General features: G+C 55.8%; 20 protein-coding genes. 16 read left to right on the top strand and 4 right to left on the bottom strand.

Annotated features, from left to right (window positions below; translation table 11 throughout):
- Positions 1-44 precede the first annotated feature (44 nt).
- A complete protein-coding gene (locus JL474_RS16475; protein ID WP_203142936.1) occupies positions 45-1,487 on the top strand; it encodes a dihydrolipoyl dehydrogenase in 1,443 nt (480 codons plus the stop codon).
- 70 nt (positions 1,488-1,557) lie between these two features.
- Here the strand turns inward: JL474_RS16475 and JL474_RS16470 are convergent, their stop codons facing one another.
- Complete coding sequence (locus JL474_RS16470; RefSeq protein WP_203142935.1) at positions 1,558-1,824, bottom strand: DUF2061 domain-containing protein; 267 nt, start codon at positions 1,822-1,824, stop codon at positions 1,558-1,560.
- A 254-nt stretch (positions 1,825-2,078) separates the two neighbouring features.
- On the opposite strand from JL474_RS16470, the gene JL474_RS16465 reads away from it, so the two are divergent.
- Together JL474_RS16465 and JL474_RS16460 are read left to right on the top strand one after the other, a co-directional pair.
- The gene (locus JL474_RS16465) at positions 2,079-2,552 is read left to right on the top strand and encodes a Dps family protein (protein ID WP_123636367.1); all 474 of its coding nucleotides are present in this window, start codon (positions 2,079-2,081) and stop codon (positions 2,550-2,552) included.
- Between the two features lie 173 nt (positions 2,553-2,725).
- Positions 2,726-4,651 (top strand): choice-of-anchor I family protein, encoded by a 1,926-nt coding sequence (locus tag JL474_RS16460; protein ID WP_203142934.1) that lies wholly within the window; start codon positions 2,726-2,728, stop codon positions 4,649-4,651.
- 260 nt (positions 4,652-4,911) lie between these two features.
- Here JL474_RS16460 and JL474_RS16455 read toward each other — a convergent pair whose 3' ends face one another.
- Both JL474_RS16455 and JL474_RS16450 read right to left on the bottom strand, forming a co-directional pair.
- Complete coding sequence (locus JL474_RS16455; protein ID WP_123636369.1) at positions 4,912-6,042, bottom strand: NAD(P)/FAD-dependent oxidoreductase; 1,131 nt, start codon at positions 6,040-6,042, stop codon at positions 4,912-4,914.
- A gap of 1 nt (position 6,043) precedes the next feature.
- A complete protein-coding gene (locus tag JL474_RS16450; protein WP_203142933.1) occupies positions 6,044-7,360 on the bottom strand; it encodes an SAM-dependent methyltransferase in 1,317 nt (438 codons plus the stop codon).
- Between the two features lie 226 nt (positions 7,361-7,586).
- On the opposite strand from JL474_RS16450, the gene JL474_RS16445 reads away from it, so the two are divergent.
- Positions 7,587-8,180 carry an NADPH-dependent FMN reductase gene (locus JL474_RS16445; RefSeq protein ID WP_203142932.1) on the top strand — a complete coding sequence of 198 codons (594 nt, stop codon included), beginning with the start codon at positions 7,587-7,589 and terminating at the stop codon, positions 8,178-8,180.
- 29 nt (positions 8,181-8,209) lie between these two features.
- Here the strand turns inward: JL474_RS16445 and JL474_RS16440 are convergent, their stop codons facing one another.
- Positions 8,210-9,193, bottom strand: a complete 984-nt coding sequence (locus JL474_RS16440; RefSeq protein WP_236012307.1) for an integron integrase — start codon at positions 9,191-9,193, stop codon at positions 8,210-8,212.
- Between the two features lie 135 nt (positions 9,194-9,328).
- Between JL474_RS16440 and JL474_RS16435 the strand changes: the two genes are divergently transcribed.
- The 12 genes from JL474_RS16435 (at position 9,329) to JL474_RS16380 (ending at position 16,909) form a co-directional block, all read left to right on the top strand.
- Positions 9,329-9,532, top strand: a complete 204-nt coding sequence (locus tag JL474_RS16435; protein WP_203142930.1) for a hypothetical protein — start codon at positions 9,329-9,331, stop codon at positions 9,530-9,532.
- A gap of 39 nt (positions 9,533-9,571) precedes the next feature.
- Complete coding sequence (locus tag JL474_RS16430; protein ID WP_203142929.1) at positions 9,572-10,075, top strand: hypothetical protein; 504 nt, start codon at positions 9,572-9,574, stop codon at positions 10,073-10,075.
- A 403-nt stretch (positions 10,076-10,478) separates the two neighbouring features.
- A complete protein-coding gene (locus JL474_RS16425) occupies positions 10,479-10,811 on the top strand; it encodes a hypothetical protein (RefSeq protein WP_203142928.1) in 333 nt (110 codons plus the stop codon).
- A gap of 129 nt (positions 10,812-10,940) precedes the next feature.
- Positions 10,941-11,363, top strand: coding sequence for a hypothetical protein (locus JL474_RS16420; RefSeq protein ID WP_203142927.1), 423 nt, complete (start codon positions 10,941-10,943; stop codon positions 11,361-11,363).
- An 82-nt stretch (positions 11,364-11,445) separates the two neighbouring features.
- Positions 11,446-11,919, top strand: a complete 474-nt coding sequence (locus tag JL474_RS16415; protein ID WP_203142926.1) for a L,D-transpeptidase family protein — start codon at positions 11,446-11,448, stop codon at positions 11,917-11,919.
- 95 nt (positions 11,920-12,014) lie between these two features.
- Entirely contained in the window at positions 12,015-12,368 is a 354-nt protein-coding gene (locus JL474_RS16410) for a hypothetical protein (RefSeq protein WP_203142925.1), read from the top strand.
- A 100-nt stretch (positions 12,369-12,468) separates the two neighbouring features.
- A complete protein-coding gene (locus tag JL474_RS16405; protein WP_203142924.1) occupies positions 12,469-12,897 on the top strand; it encodes a hypothetical protein in 429 nt (142 codons plus the stop codon).
- A gap of 477 nt (positions 12,898-13,374) precedes the next feature.
- On the top strand, positions 13,375-14,058 hold the full coding sequence (locus tag JL474_RS21730; protein WP_203142923.1) for a DUF2314 domain-containing protein: 684 nt from the start codon (positions 13,375-13,377) through the stop codon (positions 14,056-14,058).
- Positions 14,059-14,889: 831 nt separating this feature from the next.
- Entirely contained in the window at positions 14,890-15,246 is a 357-nt protein-coding gene (locus tag JL474_RS16395; protein WP_203142922.1) for a hypothetical protein, read from the top strand.
- A 91-nt stretch (positions 15,247-15,337) separates the two neighbouring features.
- Entirely contained in the window at positions 15,338-15,862 is a 525-nt protein-coding gene (locus JL474_RS16390; protein ID WP_203142921.1) for a hypothetical protein, read from the top strand.
- A gap of 45 nt (positions 15,863-15,907) precedes the next feature.
- Complete coding sequence (locus tag JL474_RS16385) at positions 15,908-16,441, top strand: hypothetical protein (protein WP_203142920.1); 534 nt, start codon at positions 15,908-15,910, stop codon at positions 16,439-16,441.
- A gap of 99 nt (positions 16,442-16,540) precedes the next feature.
- Entirely contained in the window at positions 16,541-16,909 is a 369-nt protein-coding gene (locus JL474_RS16380) for a hypothetical protein (protein ID WP_203142919.1), read from the top strand.
- Positions 16,910-16,995 lie beyond the last annotated feature (86 nt).

The following is a 16,995-nucleotide window of genomic DNA, read 5'->3' as shown; positions in this document are numbered from 1 at the left end:
AACGACACCTATGGTGGATATTCACTTGGCGGAAGGAGTCTCCCATGGAACAGCGACAGGTCGACGTCGCCATCATCGGCACGGGTACCGCGGGCATGGTGGCCTACAAGGCGGCTCGCAAACACACGGACAGCGTATTGGCCATCGAGGGTGGGGCGTACGGCACCACCTGCGCGCGCATCGGTTGCATGCCCAGCAAACTGCTGATTGCCGCGGCGGAAGCGGCCCACACCGCCCGGGGTGCGGATCTGTTCGGAGTGCACGTCAACGACCTGAGCATCGACCGGCGCGCCGTGATGGCGCGGGTCCGGGCTGAACGCGACGGTTTCGTGGGTTCCGTTCTGGACGCCATCGACCGGTTCCCGCCGGAACACCGCCTGCGCGGGACGGCGAAGTTTGTGGCGCCGGGTCGACTGGTGGTGGACGAGCGCATCGAGATCGAGGCGGAGCGGATCGTGATCGCCACCGGCTCCCATCCCCACGTGCCGGCGTTCCTGCAGGCAGCGGGGGACCGGCTGCTGACCAACGACACGATCTTTGAGCTGGAAGCCCTGCCGGAGTCCATGGTCGTGTTCGGACCGGGGGCGATCGGCCTGGAACTGGGCGCGGCCCTGGCGCGACTCGGCGTGCGGATTCGACTGTTCGGCGTAGGCGGTGGTATCGGCGGCATTGCTGACGAGGCGATTCGCCAATGCGCGCTCGACACCTTCCGTGAGGCTTTCCCGCTGGATCCGTCGGCCGACGTGAAGCAGGTTCGCCGCACCGATGAGGGTGTTGCCGTCACCTTCATCGATCCGCAACAGGGCGAGGTGACCGAAACCTTCGAGTACCTGCTGGCGGCCACCGGCCGGCGGCCCAACCTGGCGTCGCTGGCGCTCGAAAAGTCCGGGCTGGCGCTGGACGATCGTGGCATCCCGACATTCAACCGCTACTCGATGCAATGCGGCGACCAGCCGGTCTTTATGGCCGGCGACGTGAACGCCGACGCACCGCTGCTTCACGAGGCCACCGATGAGGGCCGGCTGGCCGGTGACAATGCCGGCCGCTGGCCCGAGATTCGCTCCGGTTCGCGCCGGGCACCGCTGTCCATCGTGTTTACCGATCCCCAGATCATCCGCGTCGGCGTCACCGGCGAGCTGCTGCAGCAACGCTACGGTGACGGCTATGCCGTAGGCCAGGTCTCCTTCGAAGACCAGGGCCGAAGCCGCGTCATCGGCAAGAACCGCGGGTTGCTCAAGGTCTACGGCGAGCATGGCAGCGGCCAGTTCCTCGGAGCAGAGATGTTCGGGCCAGCCGCGGAACACATCGGCCACCTGCTGGCCTGGGCGGTGCAACAGCGCATGACGGTCAGCCAGATGCTGGGCATGCCGTTCTACCACCCGGTGATCGAAGAAGGCGTACGCACGGCCCTGAGTGATCTGAACCACGCCCTCCGTATCGGCCCGAAAATGGGTGAGCGCTGCCTGGATTGTGGGCCGGGGGCCTGAGGCGCTGGCCGTACACAAAAAAATCCCCGCTCGAAGCGGGGTCAAAGGGGGAAGGGCAACTGGATCGATGTCAGGCGGCCGTCGCCGTCGTGTGGTTGGGCGCGTGCTGGTGTCGCCGGGCCCGTCGCGCCCAGATTTTCTCGTGGAAGAAATAGGCCACGGTGTTGATGGCGGGCTCCACCATGGCGATCAGACTGCCGAGGATAATGTCGCCGGTCAGCACGTAAGCCACCGTGAACGCCACCGTAAAGTGGGTGATGGCAAAGGTCATCGTCTTCAGCAGCGACTGGTCACCTTCATGGCCATGACTGTGAAACAGGAGTTTGAGAAAACGCATGATCAGCTCCACCGCTCGTGATCGTATGTCTCTATTGAAATCTAAATGAGAATAGATTTTAAATAAATTTTGTTGGGTGTATTGATAGGAGAGGGCTATTAGATTGAGCGTATTGGTATGTTCCACAATATGACAAAGTCGTCAGATAGATTGAAACTGGATCGATCGACACCAACTTATCCTGTTGAGTCATAAACTATTTGCCAAGTTCGGGCGTAAGCACGTTCTTCTTTCCGCTGATAAAAGGAGTTTTCATGAGCACCAACCTGATTGGTCTTGATACGGCAAAAACCGAGCAGCTCGCCAGTGACCTGAACGAACTGCTGGCGAACTACCAGATCTTCTACATGAACGTCCGGGGCTACCACTGGAACATCAAGGGTGACAACTTCTTCGAGCTGCACGCCAAGTTCGAGGAACTGTACGACGACCTGCTGCTGAAAGTGGACGAGATCGCCGAACGCGTCCTGACGCTGGGCCATCGTCCGGCGCACAGCTACAGCGTCTACATCGAGCGTTCCAGCGTTGAAGAGCGCAAGGACGTCAGCGACGGCAAGACCGCGGTCGGGCAGATCGTCGACAGCTTCGCCACGCTGATCAAGAAACAGCGCGAGATCCTGAACACGGCGGGCGATGCCGAAGACGAAGGCACCGTATCGCTGATGAGCGACTACATCTCCGAGCAGGAAAAAACGGTCTGGATGTATCGCAGCTACCTCGGCCAGTAACACGCGCCAGGCTCCAGAGGCCCCGGCAGTATCGATGCCGGGGCCTTTTTGTTTGTCATTCACTTGTCATGGGATTGACTTTTATTCGTCACGGCTCTGTCACCTGTCGCGTCTAGCGTCAGGCGTGATCTTTTATTTCGGGCTCGATCACACCAAGAAAAAGGACAGAAAGAATGACGAATGAATGGCAAACCCAAAAGCGCCTGCTGGCCTGCGCCGTCCTGGCCGCAACACTGGGGCTGACGGCCTGCAACAATGACGATAACAACGATAACGGTGACGACGCCGACACCCGCGTCAGCATTGCGCTGGAGCAGACCGGTCGCTACACCAGCGACGACAACGGCTTCGACGAAGGCGCCGCGGAAATCCTCACCTACGACAAGGACTCCACCACCCTGTTCATCACCAACGCAGACGCCAAACGGGTGGATGTGGTGGACGTGCAGGATCCCACCAACCCTCAGTTGATCGACCAGATCGACGCGTCCGCCAACTGGGCCGATGCCGGCGACATCAACAGCGTGACGTTTGCCAACGGGCTGATCGCCGTGGCGGTTGAGCACGACACCAAGACCGAACACGGTCGCGTGCAGATCTACAACAGCGCCGATCGCAACTTCCGCGGCCAGGTCGAGGTCGGCAGCCTGCCGGACATGGTCACCTTCAACCGCGACGGCACCAAAGTGCTGGTGGCCAACGAGGGCGAACCCAACGACGATTACAGCGTGGATCCGGAAGGCTCGGTCAGCATTGTCGACGTCACCGATCCGGATAACCCGACGGCCCAGACCGTGGGCTTCACCGATTTCAATGTGGGCAACAGCCGTGCCGACGAGCTGCCGGAAGGCGTGCGCATCTTCGGCAACTACGGCCGGACAGCACTCACGGTCGACGGCTTTGCGGACACCGATCCTGCCACGTTAACGGTGAACGAGGACATTTCCGGCGTCAGCGTCAACGACTGGCTGACGCTCGCCTCGACCGAGGGCGATCCGCTGCCGTACCAGGTGGCTGCGGTCGACGCCGCGAACAAGATCCTGACCCTGACCACCGATTTTGACGGCGACTCGGAAGTGACGGCGGCGACGGCCGCCGGCCTGACGGTTTATCTACACGACGGCCAGTCCTCCGTGGCCCAGGATCTGGAGCCGGAATACATTGCCCTCTCAACGGACGGCGGCCAGGCGTGGGTGACCCTGCAGGAGAACAACGCCTTCGCCGTCATCGACATTGCCAACGCCAGCGTCGATCGCATCGTGGCGCTGGGCACCAAGGACTTTAACGCCGACGGCGTGGGCCTCGACCCCTCCGACAAGGACGACGGCATCAACATCGCGCAATGGCCAGTGAAAGGCCTCTACATGCCGGACACCATCGCCTCGATCCAGATTGGCGGCAAGGACTACTACTTCACCGCCAATGAGGGCGACAGCCGGGAATACGACGGCTTCGTGGAAGAAATCCGCTTCGAGGACGCCCCGCGCGAAGGCGATCTGGCCACCGCCGACTTCGGCGACAAGACGACCGTCGGCCGCCTGGCCACCAGCCTGACCTCAGACACCGACGGCAACGGCATCCTCGACACCGCCGAAATCTACGGCGCCCGCAGCTTCTCGATCTGGGACAGCGAAGGGGCCCTGGTGTCCGACAGCGGCAGCGATTTCGAGACCATCACCGCCGAGCAGCTGGGTGAGGACTTCAACAGCGACAACGACGAGAACGACTCCGGCGACAGCCGCAGCGACGCCAAGGGCCCCGAGCCCGAAGCCATGGCCGTGGGCCGGATCGGTGAGCAGACGTTCGCCTTCATCGGCCTGGAGCGGGTTGGCGGCATCATGGTGTACGACGTGAGCAACCCGGAAGCGCCCGAGTTCGTCCAGTACCTCAACAACCGTGACTTCAGCTACCCGATCAAGGACAACATCGACGACGGCGACCAACCGGCCTATGCCGCCGGCGACCTGGCGCCGGAATGCATCGACTTCATCAGCGGCGACGACAGCCCCACCGGTGAACCGATGCTGGCGGTGGGCAACGAAGTGAGTGGTTCGACCACGCTGTACACCATCAAGGTGACGGAAGAAGACGTGGAATAAGAGAGTTCCGCGGACATGAAAAGAGGCCCAACGGGGCCTCTTTTTTCGTGCGTAACGATTTTCCCGGTTTGGCTTCCGTAGGTTGGGCTGACGCAGGAAGCCCAACAATCCGAGGTTTGGGGGGGGGGCATGCCATGTTGGGCTTCCTGCGTCAGCCCAACCTACCTGAGCTGCCGGGTAAGACCACGGGGGCCTCACGGCCCCACCGAAGCTAAAGCGTCGGCTACATTCAAAACAAAAGCCAAGCGCCAGACTCGCGTCTAAACCGCCACCTTCAACGGCGGCACATCCTGATGCAGGAACCACTTCTCCGTCACCACCTTGCGGGTAAACCAGTGCGACCGCATCAGCCCGCTGGCGACGGACGTTTTCACCCAGCCCGGCATCTGCCAGCCGTCCTGATCCGGCATGGCGCGCCGGCCGAAGCGGTCGGCAATGGCATCGCCGTAGCGTTGCAGACTCTGGGCACTCATGTCCGGTGCGCGGCGAATGGTTTCGGCGGCCAGCAGGGCGGATTCGATCGCCGGGCGGATGCCCTCGCCGCTTTGCGTATAGGCCAGTCCGGCGGCGTCGCCGATCAGCATCATGCCGTCATCCACCAGCGGTCTTTCCGCGTGCGCGTAAAGCAAATAGGCATGGCCCTTAAACCGGCCGGGCAGGTCCGCGGGAATCCGGCCCTGATCCTTCATCTCCTGGACGAAGGCCTCCAGGTGATCGGTGAGCTTGTGATTGTCCTCTCGGCCCAGACCGATGTTGAGGAAGTTGCCCTTGCGGAAGACCCAGGCATACCCCTTCAGATCCCGACAGAACCAGAGCTCCGGCTGGTCGCCGCTAGCCGCGCAGGTCTCCGCCTGTTCCGGCGTCATCTCGAATTCCACTTCCTTGGCGGCGACCACGGTTTCGTGGCTGCCGGGACCGTCGCCCAACTGGCGCGCCACCGGACAGAAATGCCCGCCGGCACCCACCAGCAGCGGCGCCTGGTAGGTGTCGTTGATGATCCAGTTACCACCCTCGCGCCGGATGTCCTTGACCGGGGTCTTTAACACCTTGTCGGCATTCTCCACCCGGTCCAGCAGATAGGTGTCGAACTCGCAGCGGCGGATGCCGTAACTGACCGGGTCATCGCCGTGGTCGTTGTCCACCGCCGGCTGGCCCATCATGCCGATCCGGAACCGGGTGATCGGTTGCAGCACATGCTCCCGGCGGTAATCGTCCAGGTCGAGCTGCAGGCTCTCCGCAACGGCGGGCGTCACCCAGCCGGCGCAGGTCTTGTCCCGGGGGAACTCGGCCTTGTCCAGGATCAGGATGCGTTTGCCGCTGTTGCGCAGCGCCCAGGCCAGGGTCGAGCCGGCCGGGCCGCCGCCGACGATCATCACGTCATAATGTTCCATGTCAGACAGACTCCGGTGCAGCCGGTGATTCATAGAGGTGCTTGCGATTGCGCGGAACCGTATTGTTCTCGCCGTGGCTGAAGACCACCTGGAACAGCTGCAGTGAACTGGCCTCGAAGGCGGCGATCGAGCCGGACAGGTACATGCGCCAGGCCCGGGCGAAGTGCTCGTCGTACATCGCGATCACCTCGTCCACATGGTCTTCGAAGCGCTCCTTCCAGTGCTCCAGTGTGCGGGCGTAATGCAGGCGCAGGTTTTCCACGTCCAGCACCGAGAACGCGCCTTCCTCGCAAATGCTCATGAACTCGCCGATGCTGGGCGGGTAGGCGCCGGGGAAGATGCGCTTCTCGATCCAGGCGTTCATCTTCATGGGCCGGTTGCGGCCGATGCTGTGCAGCAGGGCCAGGCCGTCCGGCTTCAGGGCGCGCTTGATCACCGCGGCCATGTCGCTGTAGTGGCTGGTGCCCACGTGCTCGAGCATACCAACGGAGACGAAGGCATCGTACTGGCCGCTGATGTTGCGGTAGTCGTCCTCCACATACTCGATCAGATGGTCCAGTTGCTGTCTTTTGGCCTCTTCCCGGGCAAAGGCGAGCTGTTCCTTGGAGATGTTGTAGGCGTGGACCTTCACCCCGTAGTTGCGGGCCATATAGCGGGCCAGGCCGCCCCAGCCGCAACCGGCTTCCACCACGGTCTGGCCGGGCTTGAGCTGGAGCTTGCGGCAGACGTGTTCCAGCTTGGCCAGTTGGGCCTGTTCCAGGGTAAGGTCCGGGCTTTCGTAATAGGCGCAGGTGTACTGCATCTCCGCCGTATCCAGCCACAGGCGGTAAAAGGCGTTGCCCAGGTCGTAGTGGTGATGGATGTTCTGGCGGGCTTCGGTCAGGTCGGTGGAGCGGGGCGCGTGGTTGGCCCAGAGCTTCTCCAGCCAGGCTGGCCATTTCTGGCGGGCATTGTGGGTGGCGCGGTAGAGTGTCGTGAGCAGTTCCGTCAGGTCGCCGGATACGGTCAGGCGGCCGGCGCTGTAGAGATCGCCGAAGGCGAGATTGGGATTGGCCACCAGGTGGTAGAGGGCTTTGGGATCGGTGAGGCCCAGGGTAAAGCGGGGGCAGGTATCATCGAGTCGAACCTGGGAGCCGTCCCAGAGCTCGAACTGCACCGGCGGCCCGCCCGCAAACTCCATCAGCTTGGTCAGTAGTTTGCGTTCCCAGAAGTACGGTGCCCGATGGGTTTCGTACTCGCCCATGGGAATGGACAGGGCATTGTCGGTTTGCGGCTCGCTCGTCGAGTCGCTCTGGGTTTCGGTGTTCTGATACGCCATGGTGCTCTCCCTGAAAATTTAAGCCCTCACTTCGAGGTCCCCAATCACTTCGCCATGTTGTCTCAAGAAATACACTGTCACGTTTTTGTGATTATGCTCTCCCAGTATAGAAATTAGCCACTTAATGTCACTGATGCGCGTCAAACCCGGGTTACTATCACCCTTATAGACCCACCATATCCCTATACTGTTTAGGATGTTACCGAACCTCGTCAAGGAGACCCTCATGACCCAGAACACCCGAATCCTGTTCATGGCCGGCAGCACGCGGACCGGTTCCTTCAACGCCCAACTTGCCGAAGCGGCGGCCCGCACGGCGGAAAAACGGGGCGACATCGACGTCACCCGCGTCAACCTCTCCCATTACAATATTCCGATCTATAATGGGGACCTGGAGCAGGAAAAAGGGATTCCACAGGACGTTCGTGACCTGAGGCAACTGTTCGCCAGCCATCACGGCTTCTGCATCGCCTCACCGGAATACAACAGCACCCTCAGCCCGCTGCTGGTCAACGCCCTGCACTGGATCAGCCGCCCGGACGGCGACGTTCCCGGACTGGTCGCCTTCCGCGGCAAAGTCGCCGGCCTCGTGGCCGCATCGCCCGGCGCCCTCGGCGGCCTGCGCGGCCTGGTGCCGCTGCGCATGATGTTGGGCAACATCGGCGTGCAGGTCATTCCCAGTCAACTGGCCATCGTCAAAGCCGGCGACGCGTTCGACGGCAACGGCGAGTTCAGGGACGCCGAGTGGCAGAAGAAGCTGGATGGTGTGATCGATGAATTGGCTCGGACGGCCGGCGCTATTGGGAAGGCTGAAGGGTAGCCGGCGATCCCTTCACACCCCCGTTGACATCAGCCCACGTCAACGGGGCTACGCACGCCAAAGCCACCCTGCCTGACCACGTGCGTGTATATCTCCGTGGTCCTTACATCGGAGTGACCCAGCAGCTTTTGAATGGTGCGGATGTCATAGCCGGCTTCGAGCAGTCGAGTCGCGAAGCTGTGGCGGAGGACATGACTGTTGGCTTGCTTATGGATGCCCGCTGTTTGAATTGCCCTTCGGATGGCTCGTTGTACCACCTGATCCTGTATGTGATGCCGACGTTTTATGCCACTTCGGGGATCGACCGATATCCTTTGTGCGGGGAACAGGTATTGCCATGCCAACTCGCGCGCAGCACTCGGATATTTCCTCGCCAGGGCCGCTGGCATGTAAACCTCGCCAAACCCGCTCAGCAGATCGCGATGATGTTGCGCCTCCACGAAGGCTTTCTGACTACGTAGTGGTTCCGTGAGGGTCTGGGGCAGCAAAGTTACACGGTCTTTATTTCCCTTTCCGTTTCGGACAACGATCTGCTGCATGCTGAAATCCACATCCTTGATGCGCAGCCGCAGCGCTTCATTGATCCTCAAACCCGTTCCGTACATGAGTTTTGCGACCAGGGCATTGGTCTCCTCCAGGCAGGCCAGAACGGCCACCACTTCCTCATGGGAGAAAACGATGGGCAGGCGTTTTGCCCGGTTCGCTGATTCGAACTGCAGATCTCCAAGTGGCTGATTCAAGTGATGGGTGTATAGAAAAACAAGGGCATTCAGCGCAGTTTTCTGCGTGTTGACACTGCTGTCTCTATCGACGGCAAGATGCGAAAGGAACCGTTCAACGTCTAAGGCGCCTAGTTTGGCTGGATGGATTCGGTCGTGAAAATGAATATATCGACGGACCCAGTGGAGATAGGTTTTTTCAGTCTTGTAAGCGAGATTCCGGGAACGAATCGTGACACGCAGCTGATCCATAAAGCGCATGGGCTTCGCCGGCAAAGGAGGTGGAACATCCATGACATATGCATCCATTCAATCGCTGTTTATATATACAGTATTTATCAGCGAGGTGCTCGTCAATGGTGCCGTCCGACTGGAGTTCAGCGTCAAAGTGATCGAAAAGTCCGCTCCACAGAATGATGCCTATTTTCCATGGCCATGATTTCATTTGGTTTTTTGGATCGCTATACCGGTGACCAACATCGTCGGAAATTTGGAGTTATCCATCAAATGATGAAAAACTCCACCAATCTAGGAGCGAGCGTTGGCTTTATCTTTATGAAAGGGCTAGCCTTTTTCGACATAGGGCAGTATGGCCCGGCGGAGTTAAACGTCTGGGGGATATATGTTAAATGACGTTGAATTAGCTGTTACATTTCTACGGAAGGGTATTGAGTGAGAAGAGAGATTAGTGAAGACGAGTTAAGGTTTTTTTATCAAAAGACAGGGGAGGCTATCTGGCATTTGCAGTATGTAGAAGATTTTCTCTCGAAACTCTACTTTGTGAAGAAAATTGCGTCAGGTCCTTCTAGCATTACCGAATCTATGGCCAAAGAGGAAATGGCCAAGCTCAGCAGGAAGACGCTTGGGCAATTAATTGGAATGGTAGAAAAGGCGTCGTTAGTTCCCGACTCTCTAATTGCTAAACTTAAGTCTTTTAACGATACCAGGAAATGGGTGGTGCATAATTCCAGCAGGGAATCAGGACATGATTTATATACTGATGCCGGTAGGGCTGAGGTGTTCGGTCGAATTTTAGAGTTTACAAACAATGCGATTGCTCTCCAAAAGGAAATTGAGTCTGATCTTCTTGATCACCATGTCTCGCACGGGCTGTCAGTAGAGCAAGTGTATGATGATGCTGAAAATACAATACGAAAACTTAAAGGTCAGGAATAATGTAACAAGGTTGAGCAGCATCGCCCCTTCGGGGCTGGACCTCGCTACGCTCGGCCGCTGTCAACAGCGTTATAAGCTCGTTTACCCATGAGATATTTTTTAGCAGTTGTAGCAAATATATTTATTCTTGCTATTTCGGTAGTCGGGTTAATGTCTACCTGTATGTGGGGCTGCCCCAATACTGGCATACAGCTCATGTTCAAAATTTCTTCGGCGTGCTTGTTGGTAAGCCTTGGGCTGCTCATATATCTTTGGATAAAAAGCAAGAGCAGAAAAAAACACTCAGGCGGGCATTAATGCTGTACCTAAATCTTATAACAAGGCCAGGCAGCATCGCCCCTGCGGGGCTGGACCTCGTTTCACTCGGCCGCTGCTGGCAGCGTTAAATGACACGAGCGAGTAAATGGCTCCGATAATTGATGAATTCCTAATGCCAGTTGACGAGCCTGATTCCAACGTCGAGTTTCAATCTGGTGTAATTGCTTGGAAGCCGTCTTTAGACGGAGCCACCATCGTTCAAGTGTTGCGCCGCGATAGTGGTACATTTGGCTTTGGCTATCTGGCGTGGGTTGCTTGGCGAGATGCGGGCGATTGTATTCGTAGTCACTCGTGGCACTGCGTTACTCCCAGCATCGCTGCAATTCTGGTGTCAGAGGCTGAGGCAAAATCCTACGCTGAGCAACATGCTGCTACCAATGGGATTTCACTAGAAAGTGAGTGGCGTAGTGTCATTTAACCAGGCGGTCAAGCGGACGGTTTGCAGCGGGGCATTTTGCTTCGCAAAATTTTGCGCCCCGCTACAAACCACTTCGCACGCTACGCGTGCTCCGTTCCGCCGCTTACCTTGGCGTTAGATGAGACAGTCGTGAGAATCGAAGCAAGGCAGATGTTCCGGCCAAATGGATTGATTGATGACTTGGTTGTCTATGGCAAGCCAGAGGACTATTTGCTGTTTGCAGATTATTTGGGTAAGGCTGTTAGCTCAGAAGAGCCGATTTCGATGGCATCTGAGTCGGACATTGTAGTTGAGATTACTCGTGAAGAAGCCAAGGCTGAGTTATTCACCTCTCTCCAGAACGAGCAGAACGAATACTTTTCTTTCGATGACTGGAATAACCGAACCATATTAAGAATTTATGGAAGCGGTAGCGTTCTTTCTGCCTTGCAGTCGTTCCTGCGAGACCTTGCGGGGCGGGGGAATGGTTATAGCTATATCAGTGAATACTCAGAACGTTATAGCTATGCACGAAATTCGCCAGAATGGAGGCTTCATGTTGAGATCACCTAACCAGGCCAGTCACGGCGACAGCTACTACATTGCGGCTTCGCCTTCATTCCGTAGCCGCGCGTGCTGAGCGGCGTTACATGCTATGAGATACATCGCACTTTTGTTCCTGTTCTTCACGAACGCTGCGCTTGCACAAGTTGATCTTGTCAAAGTGGATAAATCAGAGCGTAAGCTGTACCTGATTGATGATGGCACAGTTGTGAAAGAATATGACGTCGCTTTTGGAGCTAATCCAAAAGGACATAAACAACAAGAAGGCGATGAACGGACGCCGGAAGGCACCTATACTTTAGATTATAAAAAGGAAGATTCGGCGTTTTATCGTGCCATGCACGTGAGATATCCAAATGCCCAAGATAGGGCTGACGCGAAAAAGCGTGGTGTTTCACCGGGTGGTTTCATAATGGTTCATGGTCAAAGGAACTGGTTGGGGTGGTTGGCACCAATTACCCAGCATTTCAATTGGACAGACGGTTGTATCGCACTCACAAATTCAGAAATGGATGAGTTCATGGATCTGGTTCAAGTCGGTACTGAGATCCAAATTGAGTGGTAGGCATGTAACAAGTGCGTCAACGGGACCGTTTTGTTCCGCTGCCGCTCCACAAATCGGCCCGTTACGCCAGCGTTATGCAAGGGAGATATCCAGAGTTGAGTGAAGAAGAACTGATAACAATGTATCGCCCTTGCGGTCAAAAAGAACTGGATCTTGTGGCGGAGAGCGGGTTCAAAAGGTGGCCTCCAAGGCTTCCTGAACAACCCATTTTCTATCCGGTGACAAACGAGGCCTATGCCATCGAGGTCAACAAATGGAATGTCTCTCAGTTCGGCAAAGGGTACGTCACCAAATTTAGGGTAAGACGTGAGTTCGTCGAGAAATACCGTATTGAGCAAGTTGGTGGCAGGCACCACACAGAGTGGTGGATTCCCGCAGAGGACCTAGAAAACTTCAACGACAATATCGTCGGAGAAATTGAGGTCATCTACGAGGAGCCGGCTGCATAACCAATCGTTCCAGTTCGTTCCGGCCCTATGGGCCTCCACCGGACCGCCTTTCTGTTGCACTCCAAGGCGGCCGCTGAACTTGGCGTTAGAGCGCAAGAAAATGAGCACATTTGAAGCCCTTCAGAAAAACGAAAAAGCAGTACTTCGCGGAGACTTTGTTATTTTATTTTTGCATGAGCACTGGCACCTTATTGGCACAAATCGGTCCGGAAATGCACGTACAATAAAGTCGGTTCATGTAATGTCCCCGGAGCGTGCACAAGCGACTCTCGATGAAACACCGAGTGCAGTACCAAAAAACTATAGTGACTTTGGAGAAGGATTTTTAGAAGAAATAAAGGCCAAGGTCCTTCCTCAAGCCAAAGATTATCTGCCGCTTTTTAGGTCAGGGAATGCAAGTCTCTCGGCAGGGTTTCATACAGATACCATGCAGCAGGTAAGCTATTCCGCAGAAAAGGAAGCAGTCATGCTAAGCGCAGTATCCGAAATGATGTCAAGCGGTGGTCCTGGCGTATGTATTTATTTATAGAACCATGCGCTCTAACAAGGCGCTCGTTCGGACGCAAATTACGCTGCGCTTCATTTGCGCCGCACAGCTTAAACGTTATAAGCCAAAGCTTCGGTCATTCTCTGGTGGTTAAGTGCATGGGCCTTGGCGGCAAATAGGGCCGTATTTTTTGGCCTTCATTAATGGCCAAGGCCAGCAACCTGGTCGTTCAATCTGGAAGCCTGTATTGGCTTCTCTCTGGTTTTCAGCAACGTGCCCAGTTTGCGGGGCCGTTCGTCGTAAATTCTAGGTGGGCCGGGTAGTTTGGTGGTTCGTATCGGTGCCGGATCGCGAGCAGGTGCGGGGCTTCTTTGGAGTTCGCATGCGAGTTGAGGGGTGGATCGGAAACCATCGGGTGAACCGGCTTCTAACCAGCCGCGTCAGTCGGACCGGTTTGTCACGCTGCGCGCGCCAAACCGGCCGCTGCGCATGAGCGTTATGCGGGAGAAGGAGTAAAAGGTGTCCGAGGATTCAAATAATTTGATTCCGTATTTCATACCTGCGCTATCTGCGATTCTTGTTAATGCGGAAGACAAAAAGGGTTCACCTCTGGACTATGAAGAGGTCATCTCTATTCGCGATGATGCGTCCTGCATGATGATGGAGGCAGATGATGCGAAGAAGATGGACGAGAGTCGTGGATACGTGGATCTTGACCCAGAGAATGTTTGGTATGAATGGCAAATGCTCCGACGAGATCTCGGGAGAAAGCCAGACATTGATCCGGGGCCGTCCTTTGCCCAAATGGATAGCAAGAGTGCCGAGTATCAAAATGCGATAAGCCACGCTCATGAGACGCTTTCGAAGTTTAGGGCCATGTTGCCAGAAGATGGGTCGCCAAGGTTTGAGGCCATGGTCAAGCTGAAGCTCAGGGATGGCGACAATTCTGCCTTCATGTGGTTGGCCAACACTCGCCTTGATGGAAACGGATTTATAGCCGAGATATTTGAGGTCCCAGAGTTCTTTCCTAATGTTGAAGTGGGACAACAATTCTCTGTCGGTGCTACCGATCTCGTGGATTGGATGGTGAATGAAGGTGGCGTCTTGCACGGAGGATTTTCACTCAGATTGCATCGGTCTAGGTTATCTGAAGCTGAGCAAAAGCAGTTCGATCAACATGTTGGTGTCACAAAGTACGCATAACCAGGGGCTGCAGCGGACCGCTTTTCCGGCGCGGTGCGCCTCCAAACCGGCCGCTGAGCCCAGGCGTTAAAAGCCAAGGCCCTCGGTCATTTTCTGGTGTTTGGGTGCATATGGCCTTGGCGGAAAGTTGGGCGGAGCTTTCTGGCTTGGTACCTGGCCAACGCCCGCAACCTCGTCGATCAATCTGGAAGCCTGTTTTGGCTTCTTTCTGGTTTTCAGCAACGTGCCCAGTTTGTGGGGCTGTTCGTCGTAAATCCTGAGTAGGGCAGGTAGTTTGGTGGTTTGTATCGGTGCCGGATCGCGAGCAGGTGCGGGTCTTCTTTGGAGTTCGCATGCGAGCTGCGGGGCGGACCGAAAACCATCGGGTGAACGGCTTCTAACCAACGCATCAACGGGACCGGATTGTTCCGCTGCGCTCCACAAGCCGGCCCGTTATGCCAGCGTTAGAGCATAAGAATGTCATTTGAGAATCTACCGCTTCACGATGCGGTTCTGGCTGCGGCCCATATAAGCTGGGAGGCCGCGCGCTGTGACTTTCGGATCTATCCAGTGGGAGAGAAAGCGCACTCACTTGTGTTCGAAGGATTCACCAAGCTTGAGTTTCCGAGAAATGAGCCTTGGGGGCCCTCCAGCTCCATAAACTCGGCCACGCAACCGGAAGCAACAGAGTTTGTAATTGAACTCCAGTCGGGCGATCTGTTGCGTATAACTGCGGCAAAGTGGAGCTACCGTGAGGGATAATCCGGCACCATGCTCTAACAAGTGCGTCAACAGGATTGGTTTTCCGCTGGCGCTCCAAACCAACCTGTTACGCAAGCGTTAACTGTACACATGAATTACATCGAAATTGAAACTGACGAGTGGCGAAAAGAGGAGTCTTCGTTGCTCGAAAGGGTGTTGAAGCGTGTATTGCCTGCGGCAAACCCGGATCTTGAAACACTCTATAAGAAAACAAAATTTTGGTGGCTCGAATTCGATGATGAAGGGCACCCACAAAGGGAAATCGGCTTTGATAACAATAGAAAACCTATTGTGCTCGGGCCGGTTGGAGAGAACAGTGGTTTCCTCACCGACAGCTCGGATGATTGGCTGGGGTACAAAGAGCCCAGCGCGAAGGTTGCTGCCGATTTTGAGTCTATTTGGGGAAAGTTGTGGCCATCATTCTCATGCTTGGAAAAGAACAGTTAACAAGTTGATACAGTTCGTTCCGGGCTTATGGCCCTCCACCGGACGCGCTAAAGCGCGCCGCTGATCAAAGCGTTAGCCATGGAGGACGAGCATGCAGCACCTACGACCGGGAGAACTCATTGCGCTCGATAATCGGGGGGCCTACTACATTTTCGTTATTCTTTCCAAGTCGGCTTTCTTTGGCTGCCAGTGGTCTTTTGCCCTCCACCAGTTTTATCCCAGACTACCAGGCTTCGAAGAAATTCAGCTTTCTCAATCGGCGGGCTTTGTAGCACTTATTGATTTTATTGAAGAACGAAGGGCTGACTCGGTCCATAGAATAGGAAAAGGTATCGATGTCGCTCCTTATTTGGAGTTTGAGCACACAAAGGCCTTTATCCGTGATCAAAATGGCGGCGGTGAATGGTTTATATATGCTCGAAATTTTCAAATACTTGAGAAGAAGAGCAAGCTTGAGGTTTGTGAACTCGAATATCCGATTGGATCTGGCATGAAAGCCCGTGAGTCTTTTGAGCTCATAGACAAGAAATGGACTCCTCGGGTTTTGGTTCATCCGGAGGAAAGAGGTCAGTTTCCCCGGAACTCGGCTAACAAATCGCGTCAGCGGACGTGCTAAAGCACGCTACTGCGCTCCGCGTTAGGCCCAAGTAAGTAGAGAGCAATGGTGCAAAAGGCATTTATTCCGATAGTTCTGGCGACATCATTGCTGTCTAGCTTCGCTTTGGCCGAAGAGTCCAATTCCTATCTCAGTGTCGATGGACCAATAATCCAGATTGATAATATGAATCGTGAAGCAGAGGCATGGGGTACATGCTCCGCAGCATACGACGTAATGGCTATGCTACTGGAGGAGAGGCCGGCTCAGGCGCAGCAATTCAAGAACTATGGCAATGGCGCGGCCCTCGCTGTGGTAATGGCTCACGTCTCAGATGGGCTCGAACGGGATATGAGTCCAGAGCAATTTGGGGCACTTTGGAATTATTCAAAGACATTGTCAGAGTCGATTCCAGAAACTCAAAAAACAATGATATTGGCCGACGCGGAAAACGCAGGCGAGAAAGGTTCTGACAAATTTGTGGAGAAGGTGGCAAATACGGTTAAAACCTGTATTTCAAACCTTGAAGGCCAGCAAGCATATATCGACACGTGGAGGGAGCTGGCTAAAAGTGGGCTCCTATCTGTTCCCCAGGATTGAAAGGCCTAACCAGGGGCTGCAGCGGACCGCTTTTCCGGCGCGGTGCGCCTCCAAATCGGCCGCTGAGCCCAGGCGTTAAGCACCTTAAGGGAGATCTAGGTGAGCGATAAGCTTGAACAATATTCGGATGTCATCACACGGCTCGTATCAGAGGCGGTCGCGTGTACTCCTCAGGAATGGACAAGGGGTACTCTTACCATCGAGTGCGATGGCACCCGCATTGACTACAAACTGAAGAATGAAGACCAACCGGGTAAGGCCCTAATCAGCGAAAAACTGCGGGACTTAATCGACGAATTGTATGTCCGCATGGCGCACAGCGGAGACGCTTGGACGCAAGCAGTTGTGACCTTTTTTCAAGAAGGCGACGATGGCAAATTTAACACCTCCTTTCAGTACGCGAAGACGCCTCCAGCTTCTTCTACTTCTGCCAAAAAGAAGCCATGGTGGAAGTTCGGACGTGCTTAACAAGTTGATGCAGTTCGTTCCGGGCCGATGGCCCTCCACCGGACGCACTAAAGTGCGCCGCTGATCAAAGCGTTAAGTGTTGTTGA

This window comes from Marinobacter mangrovi (assembly GCF_016798325.1).
Taxonomy (GTDB): Bacteria; Pseudomonadota; Gammaproteobacteria; order Pseudomonadales; family Oleiphilaceae; genus Marinobacter_A; species Marinobacter_A mangrovi.
Note: the sequence above shows the minus strand (reverse complement) of the source record. Positions and strands in the feature narration are given on the sequence as shown.

What these genes read in the sequence shown, in the direction of transcription:
- JL474_RS16460 (WP_203142934.1), top strand. Translation starts at nt 2,726, where the DNA reads ATGACGAATGAATGGCAAACCCAAAAGCGCCTGCTGGCCTGCGCCGTC.
- JL474_RS16405 (WP_203142924.1), top strand. Translation starts at nt 12,469, where the DNA reads ATGAGCACATTTGAAGCCCTTCAGAAAAACGAAAAAGCAGTACTTCGC.
- JL474_RS16425 (WP_203142928.1), top strand. Translation starts at nt 10,479, where the DNA reads ATGGCTCCGATAATTGATGAATTCCTAATGCCAGTTGACGAGCCTGAT.
- JL474_RS16385 (WP_203142920.1), top strand. Translation starts at nt 15,908, where the DNA reads ATGGTGCAAAAGGCATTTATTCCGATAGTTCTGGCGACATCATTGCTG.
- JL474_RS16475 (WP_203142936.1), top strand. Translation starts at nt 45, where the DNA reads ATGGAACAGCGACAGGTCGACGTCGCCATCATCGGCACGGGTACCGCG.
- JL474_RS16450 (WP_203142933.1), bottom strand. Translation starts at nt 7,360, where the DNA reads ATGGCGTATCAGAACACCGAAACCCAGAGCGACTCGACGAGCGAGCCG.
- JL474_RS16390 (WP_203142921.1), top strand. Translation starts at nt 15,338, where the DNA reads ATGCAGCACCTACGACCGGGAGAACTCATTGCGCTCGATAATCGGGGG.
- JL474_RS16395 (WP_203142922.1), top strand. Translation starts at nt 14,890, where the DNA reads ATGAATTACATCGAAATTGAAACTGACGAGTGGCGAAAAGAGGAGTCT.
- JL474_RS16445 (WP_203142932.1), top strand. Translation starts at nt 7,587, where the DNA reads ATGACCCAGAACACCCGAATCCTGTTCATGGCCGGCAGCACGCGGACC.
- JL474_RS16435 (WP_203142930.1), top strand. Translation starts at nt 9,329, where the DNA reads ATGGCCATGATTTCATTTGGTTTTTTGGATCGCTATACCGGTGACCAA.
- JL474_RS16440 (WP_236012307.1), bottom strand. Translation starts at nt 9,193, where the DNA reads ATGGATGTTCCACCTCCTTTGCCGGCGAAGCCCATGCGCTTTATGGAT.
- JL474_RS16465 (WP_123636367.1), top strand. Translation starts at nt 2,079, where the DNA reads ATGAGCACCAACCTGATTGGTCTTGATACGGCAAAAACCGAGCAGCTC.
- JL474_RS16415 (WP_203142926.1), top strand. Translation starts at nt 11,446, where the DNA reads ATGAGATACATCGCACTTTTGTTCCTGTTCTTCACGAACGCTGCGCTT.
- JL474_RS16455 (WP_123636369.1), bottom strand. Translation starts at nt 6,042, where the DNA reads ATGGAACATTATGACGTGATGATCGTCGGCGGCGGCCCGGCCGGCTCG.
- JL474_RS16470 (WP_203142935.1), bottom strand. Translation starts at nt 1,824, where the DNA reads ATGCGTTTTCTCAAACTCCTGTTTCACAGTCATGGCCATGAAGGTGAC.